This is a genomic window from Bradyrhizobium sp. I1.14.4 (genome assembly GCF_050435825.1).
Classification (GTDB): domain Bacteria; phylum Pseudomonadota; class Alphaproteobacteria; order Rhizobiales; family Xanthobacteraceae; genus Bradyrhizobium.
Map to the genome: position 1 here is coordinate 38812 of NZ_JBNDLA010000017.1, position 24960 is coordinate 63771.

Consider the following 24960-nt stretch of genomic DNA (forward strand, 5'->3'; position numbering starts at 1 on the left):
CATGTCAATCCGCAACATTCTTTTCGCTACTGCATTCGCCTTGGCCTCCTTAGGGGCCGCCCGTGCCGATGGTCTGCGTCCGGTCGAGGCCAAGAGCATCGACCTCGGAGAGGTTTCGGGCGTCGCTTACTACACGGTCGAGCGTGATGGGTTTCATGTCGTCACAACCCTCGCGCAAGGCGAGGCAGGAACGCCGATCCGCGTCGTGTCTGTTCTTGCGCCGGGCCAGCGTGTGGTTCTCTCGACAGCAAATCAGCCAAGCAGGCTGGAAATCAGCCGGCAAGGCGACAGCGTCCTCGTCCGCAAGGCGAACACAGCCGTGGACTGAATCTTGGTCAACCAATTTAGCTATGGAATAAGGATGCCAAGCATGTCGACGATCCATCTCCATCGAACGACCACGTTGACCCCCGAACAGTATATCGCCGGGCTCACCGACTTCGGGCTCGGCCGCGCCAACCTCTTCGGCAATAGCGCCGACGAGTACCTCAAAGTGCATCACAAAGGTCATTCGCACGCCGACGTCACAGAGGGCTCATCCGGCATCTGGGAACGCCTGACCTACGACTGGTCCGATCCCCACCGCGTGGTGCTCACGACCACCGACTCCAACGTGTGGGGAGGCGCATCAGGTCACACGTACTCTTTCACGCGCCGTCCTGACGGTACTACCGACATTGACGTCGCTGTCGTGCGCGATGGCAAGAATTTCAAGGGGTGGGTCCTCGGTCTGGTGCTCAAGACCATCGGCAAGCGCGTTTTAAAAAGAGCCTTTGAAAATTCAGTCGATGCTATCGAGGTCCGAAGCCTCTCTTTGAAGAGCGACGTCGTTGTCGGACTGCGGCCGACCAAAGCCGCCTAGCGGCCCGGCGGTTCTAACTGGGCGAGCGCTCTTTTCAACCGCGGCGCCGCGAAATCCAGGAAGGCGCGTATTTTGATCGGCAGGAATCGGTTGGCGGCATATACAAGAGACACCGGCATCGGTGTCGGCTGGAATTCATCGAGCACGGTCGTCAAAGCTCCGCCATCCGTTAGGGCTTCCTGAAGCTGGTAGGAAAAAGCGGCCGTAATTCCGATGCCGGCACGGGCTGCGGCACAGGCAGCCTCAGCGTTTCCGACAACGAGCCGCGTCTGTACCGGGACTGCAACGATCGCCTTGTCTCTGACGAAGGTCCAGACATTGCCCGACGCAAAGCCGGCATAAATTATGCAATCATGCCCTGCCAATTCTTCCGGCGTACGCGGTGTTCCGCGAACCGCAAGATAGGCGGGACCGGCGCAGGCCAGGCGACGTGTTTCGCCGACCCGTATCGCCATCAGGCTGCTATCCGGCAACGCGCCAATGCGCACCCCAACATCGATTTGCTCCTGGACCAAACTCAGCACGCGATCCGTGGGGATCATTCTGACCTTGATATCCGGATACTCCTTGAGGAAATCGGCCATGATCGGAATGAGGATGGTTCGCCCAAGACCGAGCGGCGTTGTCACAGATAGCTCGCCTGTCGGCGCGATATATTCACCCGACGCTGAACGCTCGGCTTCGATCACGTCCGCAAGAATGCGCTTGCATGCGGCCAGATAGGAGCTGCCCGCATCGGTGAGCACCAGTTGGCGGCTCGACCGACTGAACAGCTTGGTCCGCAAATGTGACTCAAGCTCGGAGACCTTACGGCTGACCGTTGCGAGCGGCGCCTTCAATCGACGCGCCGCAGCCGACAGGCTGCCGGCCTCGACCACAGCGAGGAAGGTTGACATCGCTTCCAACCGATCCATCGAATCCTCTTCCAAAATCCGGAAGGACAGCTCTCGACTTTGCCACGCAGCTGCAAATTTCGGAAGATATAGGTTGCAAGACACCTCGTTGAATTGATCGCCAAGGCCGCGAGGGCGCCGTGGTTGACGGGAGTGAGCAAGCCGCCTTTGGTGGGCCAGCAACGAGACCCGGCGGATTTGATTCGCGTCCGAAACCCGCTAGAAGCGGCGGCTATCTAGCCCTCTTGCTTCGCGGCTCTATGGATTGCTTCGCGGAGTTTATCGTCGGGCGCGCGTTCGCGCGACCCGTTGGGCTCGCAACGACGGTGCCCGTACCGGGCGCGCTGTCTCGGCAGGCAACGATCGAACCCGGTCCAACAGAGAATGGCAGTAGTCCAGGGTCAATTCCCGATCGCCATACAAGATATGATAAATGATCGGCGCTACGACGTGGTCGATCACCTCATCGATATCGAAAGCCGCTTCGCCGCGCACTTTCGCGCGCGAAACGATGGTCGTCAGATGTTCGCGGGTAAAGCCTCCGCACTGGACCGGGTAAGATTCCCCCGAGGAAGAAAACACATCCCTGACCAGCGCCCGGCCCACCGGGGACGACATCTCCTCCATGAATTGTTCGATGAATACTCTCAGGTCCGACGCCACCGCGCCGGTGTCTTCAGGATCGGCGATCGGCCGCAACCGCTGAACGGCGACGTCCGCCAGCAGCGCTGAGAGATCACCCCACCGCCGGTAGATCGTCGACGGTGTCACGCCGGCTTCCGCGGCTATTTGTGGCACCGTGAGTTCATCGCGATTGGTGGCGGCGCTGAGACGCCTCACCGCCTCATGCACCGCGCTTTGGATCCGAGCGCTTCGTCCTCCGACACGAATGCGTTCTTTAACGGCCACACTCCTGCTCCATGCAACCTTGCCATGCCAAAACGTTAACGCAAATAATCTGCTTTAAGGCTCAGGTCTGTCTTATATAGCTAAGGCTATATATTAGCTTTAGGAGCCTCCATGCAAGCCTGCCCCGCAACTTCCCAGTGTGACGCATCCGCCAAAGCGCTCCCCAGCCAATCCCAGGGCTGGACCCGCTCCCTGGCTCCTGGCGCCATGACGTTGTTCAGTTTTGCAGCGGCAATGCTGATCGCCGGAAGCAGCGCCGCGGTCACGCCGCTTTATCGGCTCTATCAGGAGTCGCTGCATCTTACGCCGTTCTGGATCACGATCGTATTTGCGAGTTACGTCGCGAGCCTGCTTGCCGCCTTGCTCATGGTTGGCGGACTGTCCGATTACGTGGGACGCCGGCCGGTGATCCTGGCGGCGCTGCTTCTGAACGCCGCGGCGATGATCCTTTTCGCGGAGGCGGGGGACGTCGCGCAATTGATTCTGGCGCGGGTAGTCCAGGGACTTTGCGTCGGTGTCGGCACAACAGCGTTGGGCGCCGCGATCCTTGATACCAACCGCGCGCGCGGTCCTCTGCTCAACAGCGTCACCCCATTTTTGGGCATGACGGCTGGTTCGCTAGGGGCGGCAACGTTGATTACCTTCGCGCCTGACCCCCTGCACAGGGTCTACGACGTTCTGCTTGGGCTCACGGCGGTGATGATCGCGCTGCTCTGGGTGATGCCCGAAAGCATTTCGCGAAAGACCGGGGCCCTGGCCTCGCTGCGGCCGCATGTCAGCGTGCCCACTCAGTCGAGGTCTGTTCTTGCCAGGCTCACACCAGCGAACGTGGCGGCTTGGGCGCTCGGCGGCCTCTACCTCTCGCTGATGCCGACCGTGGTGGCGACTGCGATGGCTGTCCACTCGCCCTGGGTCGGTGGCGTCGTGGTGTCGGCACTGATGTTGACGGCGGCCGTCGCGGTGACGACTTTCAGGGACTGGCCGGCCCGGCGTCTGATTTTGACAGGCACCAGTACGCTGTCGCTGGGGGTGGCCGTCTCGATGTTCGGAATCCACGAGCAGCAAATCTTTGCATTGCTGGCGGGGACCGTGATCGCCGGAGTGGGGTTTGGATCAACCTTCTCGGGAACGCTGCGTACGTTGCTGCCGACGGCGGAGCCACACCAGCGGGCCGGGCTGCTTTCTGCATTCTACGTGCAGTCCTATTTGGCCTTCAGCCTGCCGGCGGTCGCGGCTGGATTGTCGGTTCCGCTGATCGGGCTTTCCACCGCCGCTTATCTTTACGGCGCCGTCGTCATCGTGCTTGCAATCATATCAATGGTGGCTTCGCTCTTTACCGATCGCTGAGGCGGCGGCGCCTCACTTAGATCGAATGCTCAGTCGTCATGGCCGGGCTCGTCCCGGCCATCCACGTCTTTCTTGCTTAAGTGCAGCAAAGACGTGGATGCCCGGCACAACGCCGGGCATGACGAGCTTCGCCAGAATGCGCTATTTTAAAGGCTGCATTCTCAGTCAGATTCTCAGGATCAGGTCTTCCTAAACCCTGATGGTGAGGAGCGCGGCAATGGCGCGCGTTCCCACTGCGCAGAGATCCTCCTCCAGGACGGAACCTGTGCCGACGCCGTCAGGATCTGCGCGGCGACCGATCGCGTGTCTTCGCGGCCCCCCGCGTCCTTTACCGGCAGACGCAGTGCCAGCGCGGGCAGGAACAAGGCGCTCGACACTTCCGCCTGCGGATTTCGCGGGCGCACATCAGCGACTCTTCTAGTACCAACGCGACGCCGCGAGAAACTGCGCCGCTACACGCTTCGACACTTGCACCACTCGGGCAGTTTTCCGAGGTTTTTGGCAGGTCCAAAAAGTGGCGGATGGACGAATTAAATGGCGGAGAGGGAGGGATTCGAACCCCCGATAGGCTTGCACCTATGCCGCATTTCGAGTGCGGTGCATTCAACCACTCTGCCACCTCTCCAGTGGTCCGGGTGGTTTGCGCCACCCGCGGTCGGGGCGTGTTCTAGGCGAGGATGGCGGGCCAGACAAGGCGCTGCAATAATATTTCCGCCACCGGCGCCTCGGTCCCATCGAAGCACCGGCGTGACGCAAGAAAGTGCGCGGAAACAAAGCGCTAGCGGGGCGGTGCTGGTTCGATCGGCGCGCGAGCGAACCAGCCAAAGCAGGAGCGGACCATGGAGCATGTGACGATTCGGGCCAACGGCGCGGCGTTCCACGTCGCGCGGACCGGGACCGGCAGGCCGCTGCTGCTGTTGCACGGCTGGCCGGAGTTCTGGCTGACCTGGCAGCCGGTGATGACACGGCTGGCCGACCGCTACACCCTGATCGCCCCTGACCTGCGCGGCTTCGGCGACAGCGACAAGCCGCAAGGCTCATTTGGCCCCGATCAGCATACCGACGACATGCTGGCGCTGCTGGACGCGCTCGGCATCGACAAGGCCGGCGTGGTCGGCCATGACGTCGGCGGCGCCGTGATGCAGCCGCTCGCCCGCAATGCGCCCGAGCGCATCGCCGGGCTGTTCTTCTTCGATTTCGTCTATCCCGGCATCGGGGCGCGGATGGCCGCGCCCGACCGGCTGAACCACATCTGGTACCAGTCGTTCCACCAGATGGAGATGGCGCCCGCGCTGGTCGGCGCCAGCCGCGAGACCTGCCGCACTTACATCGGCCATTTCCTGCACAACTGGACCCATCGCAAGGCTGCGTTCGACGACGTGATCGAGGACTTCGCGGACGCCTTCTTCAAGCCCGGCAACCTCGCCGGCGGCTTTGCGCATTATCGCGCCGCGCATGCGGCGCGGGTGAAGATGATGCAAGGCGAGGCGCCGGCACTGCCGCCGATCGTCGTGCCGACCTGCATCCGCTGGGCCGAGCACGACCCGCTGTTCCCCTATGCCTGGACCGACCGGTTGGGCGAGACCTTCTCCAATCTGGACCTCAAGATGTTTCCCGATGTCGGGCATTTCCCGCACCGCGAGGACCCCGACCGCGCGGCCGCCGAGATCGCCGGCTTCTTCGCGCGGATCAATTGGAGGTAGAAAGTGGTGGGACCGCCAGGACGCGACAAAAACTGGCGGTCCCGTGCCGCTTCTCAATATTGCAGGCCGGGAAGTGCGGCTTCGCCGGTCGGCGGGAGCGACGCCTTCACGGTAGCGAGCGGCGCCGAAACGGCAACGCGAACCAGATTTTAACCTAACCGATCAACCTTACCGCGCGATCGTCCTTACCGCGCGATCGTCGAAGCGGGCGAGGTTCAGGCGTCGGCCTTCCTGGCTTTTTTGGCCTTTTTCTCGTCCTTGTCGCCTTCGTCGTCCTTGTCGTTTTTCTCGGCCTTCTTCTCGTCCTTGCCGTTGTCCTTCTTCCGATTGGTGTAGCGGGCGTTGCCAAGCCCGGTTCCGATCGTCAGCACGCCCCAGCGCGCGACATCCTGCATGAACGGGACCTCGGCCAGCCCCTGCACCACGCCGTCATTGTGCATCACGATCGCGGTGTCATGGTCGCCAATCTGCGGGATCGCCTCGACCAGGCTCGCCGGCAGGTTGAACTTGCTGCTCTCCCAATTGCCGGGCAGGTTCTGCGCACCCTTTTCGATCGAGCCGTCCTCCTTCACGACGCCCGGGCAAGCGATGCCGATGAACGGCGCGAGCTTGAGATTCTCCTTCTCGGCCTCGCCAATCAGATCCTTCAGCATCTTCACCAACCGCTTCACCGCGCCTTCGCGCGTCGGCTCGTCATCGGCGTGGCGCCACAGCTCCGATTTCCAGACGGTCGCCTTGGAAAGGTCAGGCGCCTTCTTCCAGCGCGTCTCGACGATGCCGCAGCGGATATTGGTGCCGCCGATATCGACTGCGAGGACGCCGTCATGGGCCTCGAAGATCCACGACGGCGCCAGATGCAGGGTGCCGATCAGGCCGGCATCATCGGGATGAAAGCGTATCGGCACCAGATCGACCTTGAAGTCCTCTGATTTCAGGATGATCTCGGTGCGCGCGATCGCGAGTTCGCCGAGCCGGCTTTCGCGAAAGCCGCCGCCGACCACGATGCGCTCGGTCTTGGCCCAGGCCTTGGTCTTGAGGAAGCGCCGCGTCACATAGGCGAGCTCCTGGGCATACTCCTCGATCGCGCTATGCACGACCGCGGAGGCCTCGGTGTCGTCGCCGACCAGCAACTCATCAAGCTTCTTCTTGCTGATCTTGTCCGACGGCCCGTCGCCGAACGGATCCTCGTCCGACTTGCGCAGCGGCTTGCGCCAGCGGTCAAGGATCTTGCGGAAGGCGCCCTTGGAGGCGCGATCGCCGACAAAGCCCTCGTCGTCCTTCAGCTCGATGTTGAAGCTGTCGATGTCGACGGATGGCAGCCGCGCGGCACCATGGTGCGCGATGCCCGTGGTCAATCCAGCGTCGTCAGCCATTCGCTGTTACCCTGCCCGCTCGAGGTTCCCACCACCAACGGCGGGAAACTCAAATGGTTGCGTCCCGCACCGGCGGCGCTTGGGCCGTCATTCGATGGACGAAATTGCGACGGACGAAATTGCCGGTGAAGCCGGCTTTGGCGACCGCGATCGCACGCGGCGGGCGTTCTTGCGGGTGCCGGGCCAGCCGCCCCTTGGCCATCGGCCGGGGCGCCAGACCGCGGCCCAAGCGCAGGCTTGAGCTGCCGATCCGGGCCAAAACGCCGCCAAACCGTTCATTTTTGGCCGGTTTTTACCCTGCTTTACCTTGACTCTCCGCGGGTAGCGGCTATAAGTCCGCTCCATCCGGCGCGGGGATTTCTCGCGCCGATTGTTTTCGCGCGGACCATTTGGGAATTCATTCCCTTCGCGCGAAACACATAACCCATAGCGACTGAACAAAAAGCCGACCCGGGCGATCCGTCCGAGGCCGGGATCGAACACGAAGGAATCAAACGATGTTCGCAGTCATCAAAACCGGCGGCCGGCAATACCGTGTCGTTCCGAATGATGTACTCGAGATAGGCAAGATCGCCGGCGATGTCGGCACGATCGTGCAGCTAGGCGAAGTTCTGGTGCTCGGCGGTGACACGCCGGTGCTGGGAACGCCCACCGTGGCAGGCGCCACCGTTGCGGCCGAAGTGCTGCAGCACAAGCGCGGCGCCAAGGTGATCGCGTTCAAGAAGCGTCGCCGCAAGAATTCACGCCGCAAGCGCGGCTATCGCGACGAGCTCACGGTGCTTCGCATCACCGAGATCCTCGCCGATAACGCCAAGCCGACCGTCGGCCCGCGGCCGAAGCGGGAAAAGGTCGCAGCGCCCGCCGATGGCGAGGACGCAGCGCCGAAGGCGGCCAAGAAGAAGGCGCCCGCAAAGGCGCCGGCCGCGAAAAAGGCTCCGGCCAAGAAGGCCGCAGCGAAGAGCGAGAAGAAGTGATCGTCGCGCTTCGAGATGTGAAGCGTGACAAAACGTGAAATGATTCCGTCAAGGAATTGATCTAGAGATCAAAGCGAAGTCGGAGACGAGCTATGGCTCACAAAAAAGCAGGCGGTTCATCGCGCAACGGACGTGATTCCAAGGGCAAGCGCCTTGGCATCAAGGCGTTCGGTGGCGAGCGCGTAATCCCCGGAAACATCATCGCGCGCCAGCGCGGCACCACCTGGCATCCTGGCCTTAATGTCGGCATGGGCACTGATCATACTCTCTTCGCCAAGGTCGAGGGTCATGTCGAGTTCCGTGCCAAAGCCAATGGCCGCACATTCATATCGGTTATTCCGATGGCAGAGGCGGCCGAGTAGACGGTGGACACACATGAGTCCGCTGGGTCCTGTTGAACCGGCGGAGTCGCAAAGGGCTCCAAGGGGAGGCGGGATGACCGGCCTCCCCTTTTTGTTGCGCGCGATCCGGTTCGACCGCGCGTGACGTTCCAAGCGTTGCGTACCGATTTTCGCATCACAGGAGCTCGACATGTTGCAGGACATCCCGACGCCGACCTTGCGCGAGGCAAGAGCTTGCGTCCTCGAGACCGAACGGCTGACATTGCGCAAGCCGACGCTCGCGGACGTAAAAGCAATCGCACGCCTCGCCAATGACCGCCGCATCGCGGAGAACACCCGCCGCCTGCCGCATCCCTATACCCAGGACGACGCCATCGACTTCGTGCGCGCACTCGGCGCAGGCGGCCGCGAAACGGTTTTCCTGATCGAGAACAATCACACGCCGATCGGCATGGTCGGCATTGACTGGCGCGAGGAGACATCAGCCGAACTCGGCTACTGGCTCGGCGTCGACCATTGGGGCCAGGGCTTCGGCACCGAGGCCGCGCGCGCGGTGATCGATTACTTCTTCGAGGAATTCAGTCTCGACCAGCTGATTGCGGGCGCCCGCGTCGTCAACCCGTCGTCGCGCAACATCCTCGAGAAGTGCGGCTTCCAGTGGGGCGGCGTCGAGCTGCACCGCTTCGAAGCGCTGGGCTCATCGAGCCCGGTCGACTGCTTCCGCCTGTCGCGCGGCGTCTGGGCGTCGCTGAAGAGCTGGAACAACTCGACCCGGCGGGAGAGCTGAGTCCTCACCCTCTCCCACCTGGCAGGGCAATGGCATTTGGAATGAACCGATTCTTCCGCGCCGTCATGGCCGGGCTTGTCCCGGTCATCCACGTCTTTTCTTCGCGTGGAAACTAAGACGTGGATGCCCGGGACAAGCCCGGGCATGACGAGTTTGTGGGAACTCCGATCGCCTCAAACTGCCATATGCGATTGCCCTACCCCACCAGGGGAGGGTGAGCCCTACGCCGGCGGATTGACCGACGAGTCCGCGCGTCCGAGCTGCTGCTCGCGCACGAAGATATAGAGGCCGGCCGCGATGATGATCGCGGCGCCGACGATCGTGGCCCAGGACGGCACGTCGCCGAACACCACGAAGCCGAAGATCACCGCCCAGACGATCATCGAATACTGGTACGGCACCACCACGCTCGCCGGCGCGAGCTTCAGCGACCGATTCACGCAGAGCAGCGCCGCAACCGAGATGATGCCGGCGGTGAAGAACAGCACAAGGCTGCCGGCTGATGGCGTCACCCAGCCGATCGGCGAGAGCACGAGGCCCAGAATGAAGGTGCCGCCGAATTGCGATGTCGCCAGCACGATATCGGGCGTTGCGCGCAGCGATCGCGTGATCAGCATCAGCACCGCAAACGACAGGCTGCCGCCAAGCGCGATCATCGCCGGCCAGCTAATGGTCTGCGCCGACGGCCGAAGCGCAATCAACACCCCGCAGAAGCCGATCAGGATCGCGGTCCAGCGCCGCCAGCCGATGTGCTCGCCGAGCACGAGACCCGACATCGCGGTGACGAAGATCGGTCCGGCCAGATAGTAGGTGATGACGTCGGCGAGCGGCAGATAGACGGTCGCCAGGAAGAACGCCGCGACCTCCAGCGTCGACAGCGTGACGCGCAGCAATTGCAGCCACGGGCGCTCCAGATGCAGGAAATCCGCGCGCTGCTTCCACACGATCGGCAGCAGCACGAGCAGCGCCGCGCAGGCGCGCAGCCACAGCAATTGCCCGACCGAATAGGTGGCGACGATGAATTTGCCCATCGCATCGCCGAACGAGAACATGAAGATCGACAGCAGCATCAAGCCGATGCCGGCGAGCCGCGCCGATCGATCGTCGTAGGAGGACAGTTTTGCGAACAGGCTCATGAATCGACTTGCGCTTTTGTTCCCGAGTCGTCCGGTTTTAAAGACGTGGATGCCCGGGACAAGCCCGGGCATGACGAATTGAACGGATTGCCGCACCTGCGTCGCTGCGATACCGGTAGCTCATCCCGGCAACAAAAAGAGCAGGAAACGCCGCATGAGCGAATTCGACCCCACCCAGCATCGCATGGTCCCCGCGCAGCGCTGGTTCGAGGATTTCGTACTCGGCGAGCGCTTCGTGATTCCGAGCCGGACCCAGACCTCGGCCGTGTTCGCCGCATTCCAGACCGCGAGCGGCGACACCCATCCGATCCATTACGATGTCGAGTATTGCCGCACGCGCGGCATGCCGGACCTGCTCGCCCACGGCTTCCAGACCCTGGTGCACACCGCGCCCGGGGCAGGGCTGTTTCCTTATGTTGTCGAGGAGTCGCTGATCGGCTTCCTGGAACAGTCGAGCAAGTTCCTGAAGCCGGTTTATGCCGGCGACACGGTCTACCCCGCGCTGGAAGTGATCGAGCTGTCACCCGGCCGGACCACTGGCGTCGTGACGCTGCGCTCGACCGTGCACAACCAGCGCCGCGAGCTGGTGCTGGAGGGGATGCAGAAATTCCTGGTGCGGCGCCGGCCGGCCTGAAGCATGGTCCGGAAAACTGTGACGCGGTTTTCCGAACGGTCATGCTCAAACAACAGGTCAAAGCGCGATAACCGCGCTTTGACCGCCAGGGCCGCAAAAAGGCCCGAAAATTAAGGCTTTTCGCCGAAGTCAGGGCCTTTCCGGGTTGCCGCCGCGGCCACCCTGCCCTAACTAGTACGGATCATGAAATTCCTCGATGAAGCCAAGGTTTATATTCGCTCGGGCGACGGCGGCAACGGCTGCGTCGCGTTCCGGCGCGAGAAGTTCATCGAGTTCGGCGGTCCGTCCGGCGGCAATGGCGGCCGCGGCGGCGACGTCATCATCGAGTCCGTCGACGGACTGAACACGCTGATCGACTACCGCTACCAACAGCACTTCAAGGCGCAGAAGGGCACCAATGGCATGGGCAAGGACCGCCATGGCGCCAACGGCAAGCCGATCGTGCTGAAGGTGCCCGTCGGCACCCAGGTGTTCGACGAGGACCGCGAGACGCTGCTGCACGATTTCACCCAACTCGGCGAGACCTTCGTGCTGGCCAAGGGCGGCAATGGCGGCTTCGGCAACGCGCATTTCAAATCCTCCACCAACCGCGCGCCGCGCAACGCCAATCCCGGCGCGCCGGGTGAGGAGCGCTGGATCTGGCTGCGGCTGAAGCTGATCGCCGATGCCGGCCTGGTCGGGTTGCCCAACGCCGGCAAGTCGACCTTCCTGTCGGTGGTCAGCGCGGCACGGCCGAAGATCGCCGACTATCCTTTCACCACGCTGCACCCGCAGCTCGGCGTGGTGAATTTCGGCGGCCGTGAGTTCGTGCTCGCCGACATCCCCGGTCTGATCGAAGGCGCACATGAAGGCGCCGGCCTCGGCGACCGCTTCCTCGGCCATGTCGAGCGCTGCCGCGTGCTGTTGCATCTGGTCGATGCGACCTGCGAACATGCCGGCAAGGCCTACAAAACGGTGCGCACCGAGCTCGAAGCCTATGAAGGCCAACTCGCCGACAAGATCGAGATCGTCGCGCTCAACAAGATCGACGCGGTCACATCCGACGAGCTGAAGAAGCAGAAGGACCGCCTCAGGCGGGCGGCGAAAAAGACGCCGCTGCTGCTCTCAGGCGCGACCGGCGAAGGCGTGCCGGATGCATTGCGCGCGCTGGTCGAGGTGATCGGCGAAGCACCGGTGTCCAACAAGGCCAAGGCTCAGGCGGAGCCGTGGGCGACGCCGCTGCCGCAGGGTTGAACGGCACATCGATCTCCCAAGCCACATCGTGGCGCGTATTGCTTCCACCTTCCTGCCAGACCGAACCCATGAAACGCCCCGCGCTCAAGAACTTTCGCCGCATCGTCGTCAAGGTCGGCTCGTCGCTGCTGGTCGACTCGCAGGCCGGCGAAGTCCGCGCGTCCTGGCTCGCCGCGCTGGTCGACGATATCGCGAAGCTCCACAAGCGAGGCTGCGAGGTCATGGTGGTGTCGTCGGGCTCGATCGCGCTCGGCCGCAGCCGCCTGAAGCTGCCGCGCGGCCCGCTGAAGCTCGAAGAGAGCCAGGCTGCGGCCGCGGTCGGCCAGATCGCGCTGGCGCGGACCTGGTCGGAGGTGCTCGGCCATCATGGCATCGGCGCCGGGCAGATCCTCGTGACGCTGCAGGACACCGAAGAGCGCCGCCGCTACCTCAATGCGCGCTCGACCATCGCAAAGCTGCTCGAATGGCGCGCGGTGCCCGTGATCAACGAGAACGACACGGTCGCGACCACCGAAATCCGCTACGGCGACAATGATCGTCTCGCCGCCCGCGTCGCTACCATGACGAGCGCGGATCTGTTGATCCTGCTGTCCGACATCGACGGCCTCTACACCGCGCCGCCCGCGGTCGATCCCAACGCCAAGCTGATCCCGGTGGTCGAGAGCATCACCTCGGAGATCGAGGGGATGGCCGGCTCAGCTGGGTCCGAGCTGTCGCGCGGCGGCATGACCACCAAGATCGAGGCCGCGAAGATCGCGACCACATCAGGCACCCATATGCTGATCGCCTCCGGCAAGATCGAGCATCCGTTGCAGGCAATCGCCGATGGCGGCCGTTGCACCTGGTTCCTGACCCCGGCCAATCCCGTCACCGCGCGAAAGCGCTGGATTGCGGGCTCGCTCGAGCCGAAGGGCACGCTGACCATCGATGCTGGCGCCGTGGCAGCGCTGCGGGCCGGCAAAAGCCTGCTGCCGGCGGGCGTGATCCGGGTCGACGGCCAATTCGCCCGCGGCGACGCTGTGGTGGTGCGCGGCCCGGACACCCATGAGATCGGCCGCGGTCTGGTCGCCTACGACGCCGAGAATGCCGAGAAGATCATGGGCCGTTCCTCTCCGGACGTGATGACGATTCTGGGCATCAGCGGCCGGTCCGAGATGATCCATCGCGACGACCTCGTGATCGGCCCGGCCGGGACGATCCCGGCCAAGTAGGCCCAAATAGCCTACCGGGCCGACGGCCCTGGGTGCGGCCGCCCACCTGCCATGCCGGTTCCGCGCCTCGCCACCCCTCAATTGCCATGCTAGAACATGGTCTTAATCCAAAGCTGGGACTTCCATGAGCGCGCCCCTGAAGGCGATCGACGGCAACGCCGATCTCACCGCCCTGATGACCGACCTCGCCGCAAAGGCGCGCGCTGCCGCGCGCGTGCTGGCGCTGGCGCCGCCGGAGCAGAAGGACCGGGCGCTCGCCGCGATCGAACGCGCGATCCGCGCCAACGCGCCGGCCATTCTCGCCGCCAATGCCGAGGACGTCGCCGAGGCCCGCGCGGGCGGCACCACCTCAGCCTTCCTCGATCGTCTGACGCTGACCCAGGTCCGCGTCGACGGCATGGCCGACGGCGTTGCGACGGTGCGCGAGATCGCCGATCCGGTCGGCACCGTTACCGAAAGCTGGCAGCGGCCGAACGGCATGACGATCGAACGCGTGCGCGTGCCGCTCGGCGTGATCGGCGTGATCTTCGAGAGCCGCCCCAACGTCGCGGCCGATGCCGGCGTGCTGTGCCTGAAGGCCGGCAACGCGGTGCTGCTGCGCGGCGGCTCGGACAGCTTCCGCTCCTGCCGCGCGATCCATGACTGCCTCGTGCAGGGCCTGCGCGAAGCCGGCCTGCCGGAAGCCGCCATCACGCTGGTGCCGACGCGCGATCGCGCAGCCGTCGGCCTGATGCTGTCGGGTCTCAATGGCGGCATCGACGTGATCGTGCCGCGCGGCGGCAAGAGCCTGGTTGCGCGCGTCGAGGCGGAAGCGCGCGTGCCTGTATTTGCGCATCTCGAAGGCGTCAACCACGTCTATGTCGACGGCAGCGCCGATCTCGACATGGCAAAATCGATCGTGCTGAACGCCAAGATGCGCCGCACCGGCGTCTGCGGCGCTGCGGAAGCACTGCTGGTCGACCGGGCGGGTGCAGCGACCAGCCTGAAGCCGCTGGTCGAGATGCTGCTCGATGCCGGCTGCGAGGTACGCGGCGACGATACCGTGCAGAAGGTCGATGCGCGCGTGAAGCCTGCAACCGATGACGACTGGGGCACAGAATATCTCGATGCGGTCATCGCGGCGCGCGTCGTCGACGGCGTCGACGGAGCGATCGCCTACATCCAGAACCACGGCTCGCATCACACCGATTCGATCGTGGCCAGGGACGCGAAGGCTGCCGAGAAATTCATGAGCGAAGTCGATTCGGCGATCGTGCTGCACAACGCCTCGACCCAGTTCGCCGACGGCGGCGAGTTCGGCTTCGGCGCGGAGATCGGAATTGCCACCGGCAAATTCCACGCCCGCGGACCGGTCGGCGCCGAGCAGCTGACCAGCTTCAAGTACCGCGTCCACGGCACCGGGCAGACACGGCCGTGATCATTTTCGCACGCGCACGGTAGACCCTTGCAGCAAGCTTCCACCGTGCCGTTATCCGCAGCCCAGGTGCTTCCGTTCTATACCAACGGCATGCGCATCGGGCTGCTTGGCGGTTCGTTCAATCCGCCGCACGCCGCGCATCGCGCCATCAGCCAGTTCGCGCTTAAGCGCCTGCAGCTCGACCGCGTGTGGTGGCTGCTGACGCCGGGCAATCCGCTGAAGAACCATGACGGCCTGCATGCGCTCGCCGAGCGCGCGGCGGCCGCTCGTCGCGTTGCCGACGATCCGCGCATCGACATCAGCTGTCTCGAAGCTGTCATCGGTGTCCGCTACACTGTTGACACGATCATTCACTTGCGCCGCCGTGTCTCCGGCGTGCACTTCGTCTGGATCATGGGCGCCGACAATCTCGCGCAATTTCATCGCTGGAAAGATTGGCGGCGCATCGCCTCCGATGTGCCGATTGCCGTGATCGACCGACCGCCCCAGAGTTTCCGCGCCCTTGCCGCACCGGCGGCACAGGCGCTCATGCGCTATCGCTTGCCCGAAAATCAGGCGACACGGCTGGCCGATCAGCAGGCCCCGGCCTGGGTGTTCCTGACAGGAATGAAATCCAATCTGTCTTCGACCGGACTGCGGAACCCGGACGGGAGCTGGAGGACGGTGTGAAGCGCAAAAGGGTTACTGGAATATTGAAACCATTAACCCCACATGCGTAATATGGTGCGTGGGGCCGAGGATTCGGCACCCGCGATACAGTGAAAGGAATGGTCCCTGGCCACATCTGTATTGTCCAAGTCTGTTTTACCCAAGGTTCCAAAGACTGCGCGTAAAACATCGACGAAAACCGCGGCCTTGCAGGCGCAACCGGACGCCGACAAACCGGATGCCAACAAGACGCTGAGCCTGATCCTCTCCCGCCTCGAGGATATGAAGGCGGAAGAGACGGTCACCATCGACCTTCGCGGCAAATCCGCATATTCCGACTACATGATCGTCACCACCGGCCGGGCCAACCGGCACGTTGGCGCGATCGCGGAAAATGTGACGAAGAGCCTCAAGGAAAACGGGGTCAAGAACATCCACGTCGAGGGCTTGCCCAATTGCGACTGGGTGCTGATCGATTCCGGCGAGGTGATCGTGCACGTGTTCAGACCCGAAGTGCGCGAGTTCTACAATCTCGAGCGCTTGTGGACTCAGAACCCGGCGGTCGCGGCGGTCTAAGGCGGATCGAAGCCGATGCGAATCGGCTGCAGCGCATGTAGCTTGCACGCGCGCTCCTAGCGCGCGAGCCGTGGATTTGACGCGCTTTCTGCGGCAAACCGGCTCCACTTTGCCGGAAAACGCTTTCATGCGCCTCGCCGTGATCTGCATCGGCCGACTGAAACAGGGCCCTGAACGGGAGCTCGCCGAGCGTTATCGCGAGCGCTTCGAGAATATCGGCCGCAAGCTCGGGTTTCGCGGCCTCGACGTTCATGAGATCGCGGAAAGCCGTGCGCGCGACACGCCCGCGCGCATCGCGGAAGAAGCCGCGGCGATCTCGGCGCTGCTGCCTGAAAAGCACATGCTGGTCGCGCTCGACGAACGCGGCAAGAGCATCGACAGTGCAAGCTTTGCGCAGCAGCTCGGCCGCTGGCGCGACGAGGGATCGGCGCATACTGTCTTCGTGATCGGCGGCGCCGACGGACTTTCGCCTGAATTGCAGCGCAAGGCTTCACTGCGTATTGCATTCGGCTCCGCGACCTGGCCGCACCAAATGGTCCGCGTCATGCTTCTGGAACAGATTTATCGGGCCGCAACCATTTTGGCCGGCCACCCCTATCATCGCGCCTGAGGCGCGGTGACGGACAGTCGAAAGCGCTGAACTCACGCGAATGCAGCACAAGCGGGACACAGCTTCGTATCTGGCTTCGTATCTCGGCACCGCGCGCCGCCGCTGGCTGCCGGCATCGCTGCCTTTGTCGATCGCCGTGTTCGCCGCCTATCCGCCGGCTGCGGCGCATGCGCAGGCGACACCATCAGCGCAACAGTCGGCGCCGCCGGCACAGCAGGCGGCGACGGCCGAGACGTCGCCCGATGCCATCAAGCAGCGCGAGCAGGAGCTCGACGCCGCTCGCGAACAGCAGCGCAAGGCGACCGAGCTGCAGGAGAAGCTCAAGGCCGACATCGCCGCGATCGGCCAGGACCGCAGCAAGCTCAATCAGCAGCTGATCGACATTGCAGGCCAGGTGCGCGGCGTCGAGACGCGGATCGCGGACAACGAGGCACGGTTGCTGGCGCTCGACGGCCGCGAGCGCGAAATCCGCAGCTCGCTCGATTCACGCCGTTCCGAGGTGATCGAGGTGCTGGCTGCGCTGCAGCGCGCCGGGCGGCGCACGCCGCCGGCGCTGCTGGTGCGGCCCGAGGACGCGCTGCAATCGCTACGCACCGCGATGCTGCTTGGCGCCGTGGTGCCGGAACTGCGCGTCCGCGCCGAGAAGCTTGCGGCCGATCTCGGCGAACTGGTCGCGCTGCGCAAGACGATCTCGACCGAACGCGATGCGCTGGCGCAGGACCGCGACAAGCTGAAGGAAGACCAGACCCGCCTGGCGGCGCTGGTCGACGAACGGCAGCGGCAGCAGAGCGCGGCCGAAAAGGACATGGAGGCCGAGGGCGCCCGCGCCATCGCGCTGTCCAAGCAGGCCGACAGTCTGCAGAGCCTGATCGCCAAGATGGAGCAGGATCTCAAGAGCGCGGCCAAGGCTGCCGCCACGGCCAGCCTCCAGGGGGCGCCGGCGACGGTCAATGGCAAGCCGAATCTGGGGGCCCTGAAGGACCCTGCCCGCATGAGTCCGGCGGTCGCCTTCGCCTCGGCCAAAGGCCTGTTCTCCTATCCCGTGAATGGCACCAAGATTCGCGAATTTGGCGGTTCCGACGGCGCGGGGGGCGTACAAAAAGGCATTTCTTTGGCGGCCAAGCCGGGCGCGCAGGTCACAACCCCGTGTGACGGCTGGGTTGTTTACGCTGGTCCTTTCCGCAGCTATGGACAACTCTTGATCCTCAATGCCGGGGGCGGGTATCATGTCCTGATCGCCGGGATGGAGCGTATTTCGGTAAACATCGGCCAGTTTGTACTTACGGGGGAGCCGGTTGCGACCATGGGGTCGACGTCCCAAGTTGCATCCATTCTCGCGACCAATGCGAGCCAGCCAGTGCTCTATGTCGAGTTCCGGAAAGACGGCACTCCAATCGATCCAGGTCCATGGTGGGCCGCAAATGAAGGCGAAAAGGTTCGCGGATGATGCGCAAGACTTCGGTAATTCTCCTTAGCGCCGCCACCGGCGCGGCCCTGACGCTTTTCGTCACGCAGCCCCGCGCTGTGCTGATGGGATCGAGCGCGCGCGCCGCGACGTCGGACACCTATCGCCAGCTCAACCTGTTCGGCGACGTGTTCGAGCGCGTGCGCAGCGACTATGTCGAGAAGCCCGACGACTCGAAGCTGGTCGAATCCGCGATCTCGGGCATGCTGTCCGGCCTCGACCCGCATTCGAGCTACATGGATGCCAAGAGCTTCCGCGACATGCAGGTGCAGACCCGCGGCGAGTTCGGCGGCCTCGGCATCGAGGTCACAATGGAAGACGGTCTGATCAAGGTCGTCTCGCCGATCGATGACACCCCGGCTTCGAAGGCTGGCGTCATGGCCAACGACATCATCACCAATCTGGACGACGAGGCCGTGCAGGGCCTGACGCTGAACCAGGCCGTCGAGAAGATGCGCGGTCCTGTCAACACCAAGATCAAGCTCAAGATCATCCGCAAGGGCCAGGACAATCCGATCGACATCACGCTGGTGCGCGACAACATCCGCGTCCGCTCGGTGCGCGCGCGCGTCGAGGCCGACGACATCGCCTACATTCGCATCACCACTTTCAACGAGCAGACCACCGAAGGCCTGAAGAAGGAGATGACCAATTTGCAGGGCCAGATCGGCGACAAGCTGAAGGGCTACGTCATCGACCTCAGAAACAATCCCGGCGGCCTGCTTGAAGAAGCGGTCACCGTGTCCGACTCCTTCCTGGAGCGTGGCGAGATCGTCTCGACCCGCGGCCGCAATGCCGAGGAAACCCAGCGTCGTGCCGCCCATCCGGGTGACCTGGCCAAGGGCAAGCCGGTCATCGTGCTGATCAACGGCGGCTCGGCGTCGGCCTCCGAAATCGTCGCCGGTGCGCTGCAGGACCACAAGCGTGCGACGCTGGTCGGCACCCGCTCGTTCGGCAAGGGTTCGGTGCAGACCATCATCCCGCTCGGCTCAGGCAATGGCGCGCTGCGCCTGACCACCGCGCGCTACTACACTCCGTCGGGCAAATCGATCCAGGCCAAGGGCATCGTGCCCGATATCGAGGTGCTGCAGGACGTGCCGGATGAGTTGAAGGCGCGCACCGACACCAAGGGCGAAGCCTCGCTGCGCGGCCACTTGAAGACGAACGACGGCGACGAGAAGACCGGCTCGCAGTCCTATGTGCCGCCGGACGCCAAGGACGACAAGGCGCTGAAGATGGCCGACGACCTGCTGCATGGCATCAAGTCGACCTCGAGTGCGACGCCGACACCGGCAGCCCCCGGCGACAAGGCCGCGGTCGACAAGCCGGGCAACAAGGCCGCGAACTGATCCATCCAATCGATTCGGTGAAAAGGGCGGCCCTCGGGCCGCCCTTTCTGCTTTCGGCGTCCACCCCCACCGTGCTTTGACGGGGAGGCCGGTGCGCGGGAATGCACCGCATCGTGCTATCGTTCGCGCTGTTGATTCGGGGAGGGTCATGGCAGAAGCGGCCGACGAACTGAGCACGCCGCTTGGGCAGAAGACGGTGAGCAGGATGCGCCGTTTCCGCCTGCCATTCACGGCGATGCAAGCGCTCGCCGTGCTGCTGGGGCTGGTGCTGGTCGGTTTCGTCGGCGTCGCGCTGTTCAACGACAACCCGCTCGGCGGCGAACCGATCGCCCGTATCGCACTCCGTAACCCAGCGCCCGCAGCCGCCGACGACAAGCACGCCCCGGCCGAACCGGCGGTCAAATCCGCTGCCAAGACGCCGGCCGCAGCCAGCGATGCCAAGACCGTCACCATCATCGACGGCTCCAGCGGCAAGCGCCAGGACGTGGTAATCGGCGCCGGCGATCCGGCTGAGAAGGCGGATGGCGATGCGCCGCCGCTCGCGATGACCGGCATCGACCCGCGTCTGCTGGAAAAGTCGCGCTACGGCATGATCCCGGTGGTCGCCGACGGCCTGAAGCCGTTCACGGTCTATGCGGCCGAAGCCGACCGCGCCAAGGCAGCCCGGATGCCCGTGGTCGCCATCGTGGTCGCGGGGCTCGGCGTTGGCGCCGCCAAGACCGCCGACGCCATCATGAAGCTGCCGCCGGCCGTAACGCTGGCCTTCACGCCCTACGGCGCCGACCCCGGCAAGTTTGCGGAACGCGCCCGGACGCAGCGCCACGAGATCCTGCTGCAGATCCCGATGGAGCCGTTCGACTATCCCGACAACGATCCGGGCCCGCAGACCCTGCTGACCACATTGAGCAGCGAACAGAACCTCGACCGCTTCTACTGGCACCTGAGCCGCCTGCAGGGCTATGCCGGAATCGCCAATTTCATGGGTGCCCGCTTCGTCGCGACCGATCCCGTGATGCAGCCCATCGTCCGCGAAGCGGCCAAGCGCGGCTTGAGCTATTTCGACGACGGTTCCACCCCACGCAGCGTCGCGCAGACCCTCTCCGCAGGCCAGTCGCTGCCGTTCGCCAAGGCGGATTTCGCCATCGACGCGGTGCCGACGTCAGCGGAAATCGACCGCGCACTGGTCAAGCTGGAAACCATCGCCAAGGAGCGCGGCACGGCTGTGGGCGTCGCCTCGGCGCTGCCGGTCTCGATCGAGCGGCTCGGCGCCTGGCTCAAGACATTGGACTCCAAGGGCATCATGCTTGTGCCATTGACAACGGCGATGCTCAAATCAAAATCGGGCTAAAGATCAATCCGTTGGTGCGGCTGGAGACCTTGCCGGGGGGCCGGGTCGGGCGGCTCCAAAGAAACTGAGGTAGCGGCAGCATGGCACGTTATGAAGACCTGCCCTATCGAACCTGCGTCGGCATCATGCTGCTGAATACGGCCGGGCTGGTCTTCATCGGACGCCGCGCCGGCGGCATCGAGCATGTCGACGACGCGCATGTCTGGCAGATGCCGCAAGGCGGCGTCGATCCCGGCGAGGATACGTTTCAGGCCGCCAGGCGCGAGCTCTATGAGGAGACCAGCATCAAGTCCGTGGAGAAGCTCGGCGAGGTCCCGGACTGGCTGATCTATGATATCCCGCGCACCGTCGCGGGCCGCGCCTGGAAGGGCCGCTATCGCGGCCAGCGGCAAAAGTGGTTCGCGTTGCGCTTCACCGGCGACGAGAACGAGATCAACGTCGCCAACCCCGGCGGCGGCCACAAGGCCGAGTTCATCACCTGGCGCTGGGAGCCGATGAAGAATCTGCCGGAGCTGATTGTGCCGTTCAAGCGCCCGGTCTATGAGCGCGTCGTGAAGGAATTCGCCGGTCTGGCGGCCAAGTGAACGGCTAAAGCGCGATGAGATTGGGTTGAATCGCCATCGCGCTTTAGCTCATTGTTTGAGCATGATCTTTTCGGAAAACCGCTTCACACTTTTCCGGATCATGCTCTAACTCATCGCACGACGTACCCACCGAGATGTCATCACATAAGCCCTATCGCCCCAACGTGGGCATCGCGCTGTTCAACGCCGACGGACGCGTGCTGATCGGCCACCGGATCAAGAACGACGGTCCGGAGATCGTGCTGCCCGGCCTCGAATGGCAGATGCCGCAAGGCGGCATCGACGCGGGCGAGCATCCGCGTCAGGCCGTGATGCGCGAATTATGGGAAGAGACCGGAGCGGTCAGCGCCGATTATCTCGGCGAGACCGACTGGATGACCTACGAATTCCCTGCCTATGACGGTCCGGCATCGCACCGGCTCGCCAAGTTCCGCGGCCAGCGCCAGAAATGGTTTGCGCTGCGCTTCACCGGACACGACGACGACATCGATCCGTTGACGCCGCGCAACGGCCAGCCAGCGGAATTCGATCAATGGCGCTGGGAGCGCCTCGACCGCGTCGCCGACCTGGTGGTGCCGTTCCGGCGCGATGTCTATCGCGCGGTCGCGACCCGATTTGTGAAGTTTGCCGGCTGATCCTGCCCGCTCACCGGGCCAAGGCGCGATCGCTGGTCAGCAACCGCGCCCTAGTGCATAGCAGTCGCGTTGAGTTCGTGCTGGATGCTCTTGAAGTGATCGAGCCGCTCGATCGCATGGTCGAGCTCGGAGCCTTCCTTCTCGGAGAGCTTCTCCTGCATCTCGTTGATCGTCTCGGCGAACTTCGCCCGGTCGAGCTCCGCAATCGCGGTCGCGACGTCGGCGAGCACGGTGAGGCCCTTGTCCGACACCTCGGCAAGGCCGCCGAGCACGATCACCTTCTCGCGCTTGCCTGCGGCCGTGATCGTCAGGATACCCGGACGAACCGTGGCGACGACGGGAGCGTGTCCGGCGAGCACACCGAAATCACCCTCCACACCGGGGACGTCAACCTGATCGACCTCGCCGGAGAAGGCGAGCTTTTCGGGAGAGACGAGATCGAAGTGGAAGGTGGCCATGGTCTTTCCGTTCTTTGCGCTGTCACCCGCGGGCGCGACCCGCGGGTCCATCAGTCAAAATAACTTCTCGTGCGATGGATCGCCGGATCAAGTCCGGCGATGACGACATCCCAAAGCTTAGGCCGCTTCGGCGGCGAGCTTCTTGCCCTTCTCGACGGCTTCGTCGATGGTACCGACCATGTAGAACGCCGCTTCCGGCAGGTGGTCGTACTTGCCCTGGCAGAGGTCGCGGAAGCCCTTGATGGTGTCGGCGAGGTCGACGAACTTGCCCGGCGAACCCGTGAACACTTCAGCCACGTGGAAGGGCTGCGACAGGAAACGCTCGACCTTGCGGGCGCGTGCCACCGTCAGCTTGTCCTCTTCCGACAGCTCGTCCATGCCGAGAATGGCGATGATGTCCTGCAGCGACTTGTAGCGCTGCAGAATCTGCTGGACCATGCGCGCGGTGTTGTAGTGCTCCTCGCCGACGACGAGCGCCGACAGCATGCGCGAGGTCGAGTCGAGCGGGTCCACCGCCGGATAGATGCCCTTTTCCGAGATCGCGCGCGACAGCACCGTGGTGGCGTCCAAGTGCGCGAACGAGGTGGCGGGCGCCGGGTCGGTCAAATCGTCGGCCGGCACGTAGATCGCCTGCACCGAAGTGATCGAGCCCTTCTGGGTGGTGGTGATGCGCTCCTGCAGTGCGCCCATGTCGGTCGCGAGCGTCGGCTGATAACCCACCGCCGAAGGAATGCGGCCGAGCAGCGCCGACACTTCCGAGCCCGCCTGGGTGAAGCGGAAGATGTTGTCGACGAAGAACAGCACGTCCTGGCCCTGGTCGCGGAAGTGCTCGGCGACCGTCAGACCGGTGAGGCCGACGCGGGCGCGGGCGCCCGGCGGCTCGTTCATCTGGCCGAACACCAGCGCACACTTCGACTTCACGCTCGGATCCGGATTGTGCGGATCGGCGTTGACCTTCGATTCGATGAACTCGTGATAGAGGTCGTTGCCTTCGCGGGTCCGCTCGCCGACGCCGGCGAACACGGAGTAACCACCGTGCGCCTTCGCGACGTTGTTGATCAGCTCCTGAATCAGCACCGTCTTGCCGACGCCGGCGCCGCCGAACAGGCCGATCTTGCCGCCCTTGGCGTACGGAGCAAGAAGATCGACGACCTTGATGCCGGTGACGAGGATTTCGGCTTCGGTCGACTGGTCGGTGTAGCTCGGCGCTTCCTGATGGATGGCGCGCAGGCCTTCAGACTTGATCGGGCCGGCTTCGTCGATCGGCTCGCCGATGACGTTGATGATGCGGCCGAGCGTGCCTTCGCCGACCGGCACCCGGATCGGCTCGCCGGTGTCGGTCACCTCCTGGCCGCGCACCAGACCTTCGGTGATATCCATCGCGATGGTGCGGACGGTCGATTCACCGAGATGCTGCGCAACTTCGAGCACCAGGCGGTTGCCGCCATTCTTGGTCTCGAGCGCATTCAGAATCGCCGGAAGGTGGCCTTCGAACTGCACGTCGACCACGGCGCCTGTGACCTGGGTAACGCGACCGATCTGGTTGGCTGCTGTAGCCATGGACTGTTCTCCTTCGAAATCTGCCTTAGACCGCCTCAGCGCCGGAGATGATTTCAATCAGCTCCTTCGTGATCTGGGCCTGGCGGGTCCGGTTGTAAATCAGGGTTTGCTTGCGGATCATTTCACCGGCGTTGCGCGTGGCGCTGTCCATCGCGCTCATCTGCGCGCCGTAGAACGAGGCGTTGTTCTCGAGCAGCGCGCGGAAGACCTGCACTGCAAGGTTGCGCGGCAGCAGGCTGCCGAGGATCTCGTCCTCTTCCGGCTCGTATTCATAGGAAGTGCTGGGACCGGCATTGGCCGCGGGCGCGGCGACCTCCAGCGGGATGATCTGCTGCGCGGTCGGAATCTGCGCAATCACCGACTGGAAGCGAGAATAGAACAGCGTGCAGACATCGAATTCGCCGGCGTCGAACCGGGCCAGCACCTTCTTGGCGATATCCTCGGCATTGACGAAGCCGAGCTGGCGCACCGAACGCAGGTCGAGGTGCTCGACGATCCGGCTCTCGAAGGTCCGCCGCAGCTGCTCGTAGCCCTTGCGGCCGACGCAGAAGAATTTGACTTCCTTGCCCTGCGCAATCAGCGACTGGGCCCGGTCGCGCGCCAGACGCACGATGGCCGAGTTGAATGCACCCGACAGGCCGCGCTCGCCGGTGCAGACCAGCAGCAGGTGCACCTGGTCGTTGCCGGTGCCCGCGAGCAGCGCCGGCGCGCCGGGCGAGCCGTTGGCCGCGGCGGCGATGTTGGAAATCACCGCGTCCATCTTGGTGGCATAGGGCCGCGCCGCTTCGGCGGCGTTCTGTGCGCGGCGCAGCTTCGAGGCTGCGACCATCTGCATGGCCTTGGTGATCTTCTGCGTCGCCTTGGTCGAGGCGATGCGGACCCGCATGTCTTTTAGTGACGCCATTCT

At 64.0% G+C, this 24960-nt stretch carries 27 protein-coding genes and 1 tRNA gene; 19 read left to right on the forward strand and 9 right to left on the reverse strand.

Annotation, left to right across the window (positions count from 1 at the left end; all coding sequences use genetic code 11):
- The first annotated feature begins 1 nt into the window (after position 1).
- Complete coding sequence (locus ABIB78_RS27205; RefSeq protein WP_429029856.1) at positions 2-328, forward strand: hypothetical protein; 327 nt, start codon at positions 2-4, stop codon at positions 326-328.
- A gap of 42 nt (positions 329-370) precedes the next feature.
- Entirely contained in the window at positions 371-862 is a 492-nt protein-coding gene (locus ABIB78_RS27210; RefSeq protein WP_429029858.1) for a hypothetical protein, read from the forward strand.
- Here ABIB78_RS27210 and ABIB78_RS27215 read toward each other — a convergent pair.
- Positions 859-1776, reverse strand: a complete 918-nt coding sequence (locus ABIB78_RS27215) for a LysR family transcriptional regulator (protein ID WP_429029860.1) — start codon at positions 1774-1776, stop codon at positions 859-861. The two genes, ABIB78_RS27210 and ABIB78_RS27215, sit on opposite strands and share 4 nt — an antisense overlap.
- 258 nt (positions 1777-2034) lie before the next feature.
- The gene (locus ABIB78_RS27220; protein WP_429029862.1) at positions 2035-2664 is read right to left on the reverse strand and encodes a TetR/AcrR family transcriptional regulator; all 630 of its coding nucleotides are present in this window, start codon (positions 2662-2664) and stop codon (positions 2035-2037) included.
- 207 nt (positions 2665-2871) lie between these two features.
- Between ABIB78_RS27220 and ABIB78_RS27225 the strand changes: the two genes are divergently transcribed.
- Positions 2872-4011, forward strand: coding sequence for an MFS transporter (locus ABIB78_RS27225; protein WP_429029865.1), 1140 nt, complete (start codon positions 2872-2874; stop codon positions 4009-4011).
- Between the two features lie 535 nt (positions 4012-4546).
- Here ABIB78_RS27225 and ABIB78_RS27230 read toward each other — a convergent pair.
- Positions 4547-4636 (reverse strand) — tRNA-Ser (locus tag ABIB78_RS27230).
- 214 nt (positions 4637-4850) lie between these two features.
- Here ABIB78_RS27230 and ABIB78_RS27235 point away from each other — a divergent pair.
- Positions 4851-5714 carry an alpha/beta fold hydrolase gene (locus ABIB78_RS27235; protein WP_429029868.1) on the forward strand — a complete coding sequence of 288 codons (864 nt, stop codon included), beginning with the start codon at positions 4851-4853 and terminating at the stop codon, positions 5712-5714.
- A 215-nt stretch (positions 5715-5929) separates the two neighbouring features.
- Here the strand turns inward: ABIB78_RS27235 and ABIB78_RS27240 are convergent, their stop codons facing one another.
- A complete protein-coding gene (locus ABIB78_RS27240) occupies positions 5930-7087 on the reverse strand; it encodes an ROK family protein (RefSeq protein WP_429029870.1) in 1158 nt (385 codons plus the stop codon).
- Between the two features lie 49 nt (positions 7088-7136).
- Positions 7137-7289 carry a hypothetical protein gene (locus ABIB78_RS27245; protein ID WP_429029873.1) on the reverse strand — a complete coding sequence of 51 codons (153 nt, stop codon included), beginning with the start codon at positions 7287-7289 and terminating at the stop codon, positions 7137-7139.
- Between the two features lie 295 nt (positions 7290-7584).
- Here ABIB78_RS27245 and rplU point away from each other — a divergent pair, with 295 nt between their 5' ends.
- The 3 genes from rplU to ABIB78_RS27260 all read left to right on the forward strand — a co-directional run bounded on the left by rplU (position 7585) and on the right by ABIB78_RS27260 (position 9189).
- Positions 7585-8061: a 50S ribosomal protein L21 gene (gene rplU / locus ABIB78_RS27250; RefSeq protein ID WP_429029875.1), complete on the forward strand. Its 477-nt coding sequence runs from the start codon at positions 7585-7587 to the stop codon at positions 8059-8061.
- Between the two features lie 92 nt (positions 8062-8153).
- Complete coding sequence (gene rpmA, locus ABIB78_RS27255; protein WP_024583287.1) at positions 8154-8423, forward strand: 50S ribosomal protein L27; 270 nt, start codon at positions 8154-8156, stop codon at positions 8421-8423.
- Between the two features lie 169 nt (positions 8424-8592).
- On the forward strand, positions 8593-9189 hold the full coding sequence (locus tag ABIB78_RS27260; protein ID WP_429029878.1) for a GNAT family N-acetyltransferase: 597 nt from the start codon (positions 8593-8595) through the stop codon (positions 9187-9189).
- A 221-nt stretch (positions 9190-9410) separates the two neighbouring features.
- On the opposite strand, the gene ABIB78_RS27265 is transcribed toward ABIB78_RS27260, so the two are convergent.
- Positions 9411-10325, reverse strand: a complete 915-nt coding sequence (locus ABIB78_RS27265) for a DMT family transporter (protein WP_429029881.1) — start codon at positions 10323-10325, stop codon at positions 9411-9413.
- Positions 10326-10479: 154 nt separating this feature from the next.
- Here ABIB78_RS27265 and ABIB78_RS27270 point away from each other — a divergent pair, with 154 nt between their 5' ends.
- From ABIB78_RS27270 to ABIB78_RS27325, 12 genes are all read left to right on the forward strand, one after another.
- A complete protein-coding gene (locus ABIB78_RS27270; protein WP_429029883.1) occupies positions 10480-10959 on the forward strand; it encodes a MaoC family dehydratase in 480 nt (159 codons plus the stop codon).
- A gap of 183 nt (positions 10960-11142) precedes the next feature.
- Positions 11143-12192, forward strand: coding sequence for a GTPase ObgE (gene obgE, locus ABIB78_RS27275; RefSeq protein WP_429029885.1), 1050 nt, complete (start codon positions 11143-11145; stop codon positions 12190-12192).
- Positions 12193-12260: 68 nt separating this feature from the next.
- Complete coding sequence (gene proB / locus ABIB78_RS27280) at positions 12261-13403, forward strand: glutamate 5-kinase (protein WP_429029888.1); 1143 nt, start codon at positions 12261-12263, stop codon at positions 13401-13403.
- 124 nt (positions 13404-13527) lie between these two features.
- Positions 13528-14820: a glutamate-5-semialdehyde dehydrogenase gene (locus ABIB78_RS27285; protein ID WP_429029890.1), complete on the forward strand. Its 1293-nt coding sequence runs from the start codon at positions 13528-13530 to the stop codon at positions 14818-14820.
- Between the two features lie 45 nt (positions 14821-14865).
- Positions 14866-15489 carry a nicotinate-nucleotide adenylyltransferase gene (locus ABIB78_RS27290; protein WP_429030066.1) on the forward strand — a complete coding sequence of 208 codons (624 nt, stop codon included), beginning with the start codon at positions 14866-14868 and terminating at the stop codon, positions 15487-15489.
- 186 nt (positions 15490-15675) lie between these two features.
- Positions 15676-16044 (forward strand): ribosome silencing factor, encoded by a 369-nt coding sequence (rsfS, locus tag ABIB78_RS27295; protein ID WP_429029893.1) that lies wholly within the window; start codon positions 15676-15678, stop codon positions 16042-16044.
- Between the two features lie 127 nt (positions 16045-16171).
- Entirely contained in the window at positions 16172-16654 is a 483-nt protein-coding gene (rlmH, locus tag ABIB78_RS27300) for a 23S rRNA (pseudouridine(1915)-N(3))-methyltransferase RlmH (RefSeq protein WP_429029895.1), read from the forward strand.
- A gap of 40 nt (positions 16655-16694) precedes the next feature.
- Complete coding sequence (locus ABIB78_RS27305; protein ID WP_429029898.1) at positions 16695-18101, forward strand: murein hydrolase activator EnvC family protein; 1407 nt, start codon at positions 16695-16697, stop codon at positions 18099-18101.
- Positions 18098-19468, forward strand: a complete 1371-nt coding sequence (locus ABIB78_RS27310; RefSeq protein ID WP_429029900.1) for a S41 family peptidase — start codon at positions 18098-18100, stop codon at positions 19466-19468. The genes ABIB78_RS27305 and ABIB78_RS27310 overlap by 4 nt, the downstream gene beginning before the upstream one ends.
- A 148-nt stretch (positions 19469-19616) precedes the next feature.
- Positions 19617-20816 (forward strand): divergent polysaccharide deacetylase family protein, encoded by a 1200-nt coding sequence (locus tag ABIB78_RS27315; RefSeq protein WP_429029902.1) that lies wholly within the window; start codon positions 19617-19619, stop codon positions 20814-20816.
- 80 nt (positions 20817-20896) lie between these two features.
- Positions 20897-21400 carry an RNA pyrophosphohydrolase gene (locus ABIB78_RS27320; RefSeq protein WP_429029905.1) on the forward strand — a complete coding sequence of 168 codons (504 nt, stop codon included), beginning with the start codon at positions 20897-20899 and terminating at the stop codon, positions 21398-21400.
- A gap of 134 nt (positions 21401-21534) precedes the next feature.
- Positions 21535-22035, forward strand: a complete 501-nt coding sequence (locus ABIB78_RS27325; RefSeq protein ID WP_429029907.1) for an RNA pyrophosphohydrolase — start codon at positions 21535-21537, stop codon at positions 22033-22035.
- Positions 22036-22085: 50 nt separating this feature from the next.
- Here the strand turns inward: ABIB78_RS27325 and ABIB78_RS27330 are convergent, their stop codons facing one another.
- The 3 genes from ABIB78_RS27330 to ABIB78_RS27340 form a co-directional block, all read right to left on the reverse strand.
- Complete coding sequence (locus ABIB78_RS27330; RefSeq protein ID WP_429029910.1) at positions 22086-22493, reverse strand: F0F1 ATP synthase subunit epsilon; 408 nt, start codon at positions 22491-22493, stop codon at positions 22086-22088.
- A 117-nt stretch (positions 22494-22610) separates the two neighbouring features.
- Positions 22611-24053: a F0F1 ATP synthase subunit beta gene (atpD, locus tag ABIB78_RS27335; RefSeq protein ID WP_429029912.1), complete on the reverse strand. Its 1443-nt coding sequence runs from the start codon at positions 24051-24053 to the stop codon at positions 22611-22613.
- A 25-nt stretch (positions 24054-24078) separates the two neighbouring features.
- Positions 24079-24957: a F0F1 ATP synthase subunit gamma gene (locus ABIB78_RS27340; RefSeq protein WP_429029914.1), complete on the reverse strand. Its 879-nt coding sequence runs from the start codon at positions 24955-24957 to the stop codon at positions 24079-24081.
- Positions 24958-24960 lie beyond the last annotated feature (3 nt).

What these genes read in the sequence shown, in the direction of transcription:
- ABIB78_RS27205 (WP_429029856.1), top strand. Translation starts at nt 2, where the DNA reads ATGTCAATCCGCAACATTCTTTTCGCTACTGCATTCGCCTTGGCCTCC.
- ABIB78_RS27210 (WP_429029858.1), top strand. Translation starts at nt 371, where the DNA reads ATGTCGACGATCCATCTCCATCGAACGACCACGTTGACCCCCGAACAG.
- ABIB78_RS27215 (WP_429029860.1), bottom strand. Translation starts at nt 1,776, where the DNA reads ATGGATCGGTTGGAAGCGATGTCAACCTTCCTCGCTGTGGTCGAGGCC.
- ABIB78_RS27225 (WP_429029865.1), top strand. Translation starts at nt 2,872, where the DNA reads ATGACGTTGTTCAGTTTTGCAGCGGCAATGCTGATCGCCGGAAGCAGC.
- ABIB78_RS27235 (WP_429029868.1), top strand. Translation starts at nt 4,851, where the DNA reads ATGGAGCATGTGACGATTCGGGCCAACGGCGCGGCGTTCCACGTCGCG.
- ABIB78_RS27240 (WP_429029870.1), bottom strand. Translation starts at nt 7,087, where the DNA reads ATGGCTGACGACGCTGGATTGACCACGGGCATCGCGCACCATGGTGCC.
- ABIB78_RS27245 (WP_429029873.1), bottom strand. Translation starts at nt 7,289, where the DNA reads ATGGCCAAGGGGCGGCTGGCCCGGCACCCGCAAGAACGCCCGCCGCGT.
- rplU (WP_429029875.1), top strand. Translation starts at nt 7,585, where the DNA reads ATGTTCGCAGTCATCAAAACCGGCGGCCGGCAATACCGTGTCGTTCCG.
- rpmA (WP_024583287.1), top strand. Translation starts at nt 8,154, where the DNA reads ATGGCTCACAAAAAAGCAGGCGGTTCATCGCGCAACGGACGTGATTCC.
- ABIB78_RS27260 (WP_429029878.1), top strand. Translation starts at nt 8,593, where the DNA reads ATGTTGCAGGACATCCCGACGCCGACCTTGCGCGAGGCAAGAGCTTGC.
- ABIB78_RS27265 (WP_429029881.1), bottom strand. Translation starts at nt 10,325, where the DNA reads ATGAGCCTGTTCGCAAAACTGTCCTCCTACGACGATCGATCGGCGCGG.
- ABIB78_RS27270 (WP_429029883.1), top strand. Translation starts at nt 10,480, where the DNA reads ATGAGCGAATTCGACCCCACCCAGCATCGCATGGTCCCCGCGCAGCGC.
- obgE (WP_429029885.1), top strand. Translation starts at nt 11,143, where the DNA reads ATGAAATTCCTCGATGAAGCCAAGGTTTATATTCGCTCGGGCGACGGC.
- proB (WP_429029888.1), top strand. Translation starts at nt 12,261, where the DNA reads ATGAAACGCCCCGCGCTCAAGAACTTTCGCCGCATCGTCGTCAAGGTC.
- ABIB78_RS27285 (WP_429029890.1), top strand. Translation starts at nt 13,528, where the DNA reads ATGAGCGCGCCCCTGAAGGCGATCGACGGCAACGCCGATCTCACCGCC.
- rlmH (WP_429029895.1), top strand. Translation starts at nt 16,172, where the DNA reads ATGCGCCTCGCCGTGATCTGCATCGGCCGACTGAAACAGGGCCCTGAA.
- ABIB78_RS27305 (WP_429029898.1), top strand. Translation starts at nt 16,695, where the DNA reads ATGCAGCACAAGCGGGACACAGCTTCGTATCTGGCTTCGTATCTCGGC.
- ABIB78_RS27310 (WP_429029900.1), top strand. Translation starts at nt 18,098, where the DNA reads ATGATGCGCAAGACTTCGGTAATTCTCCTTAGCGCCGCCACCGGCGCG.
- ABIB78_RS27315 (WP_429029902.1), top strand. Translation starts at nt 19,617, where the DNA reads ATGGCAGAAGCGGCCGACGAACTGAGCACGCCGCTTGGGCAGAAGACG.
- ABIB78_RS27320 (WP_429029905.1), top strand. Translation starts at nt 20,897, where the DNA reads ATGGCACGTTATGAAGACCTGCCCTATCGAACCTGCGTCGGCATCATG.
- ABIB78_RS27325 (WP_429029907.1), top strand. Translation starts at nt 21,535, where the DNA reads ATGTCATCACATAAGCCCTATCGCCCCAACGTGGGCATCGCGCTGTTC.
- ABIB78_RS27330 (WP_429029910.1), bottom strand. Translation starts at nt 22,493, where the DNA reads ATGGCCACCTTCCACTTCGATCTCGTCTCTCCCGAAAAGCTCGCCTTC.
- atpD (WP_429029912.1), bottom strand. Translation starts at nt 24,053, where the DNA reads ATGGCTACAGCAGCCAACCAGATCGGTCGCGTTACCCAGGTCACAGGC.
- ABIB78_RS27340 (WP_429029914.1), bottom strand. Translation starts at nt 24,957, where the DNA reads ATGGCGTCACTAAAAGACATGCGGGTCCGCATCGCCTCGACCAAGGCG.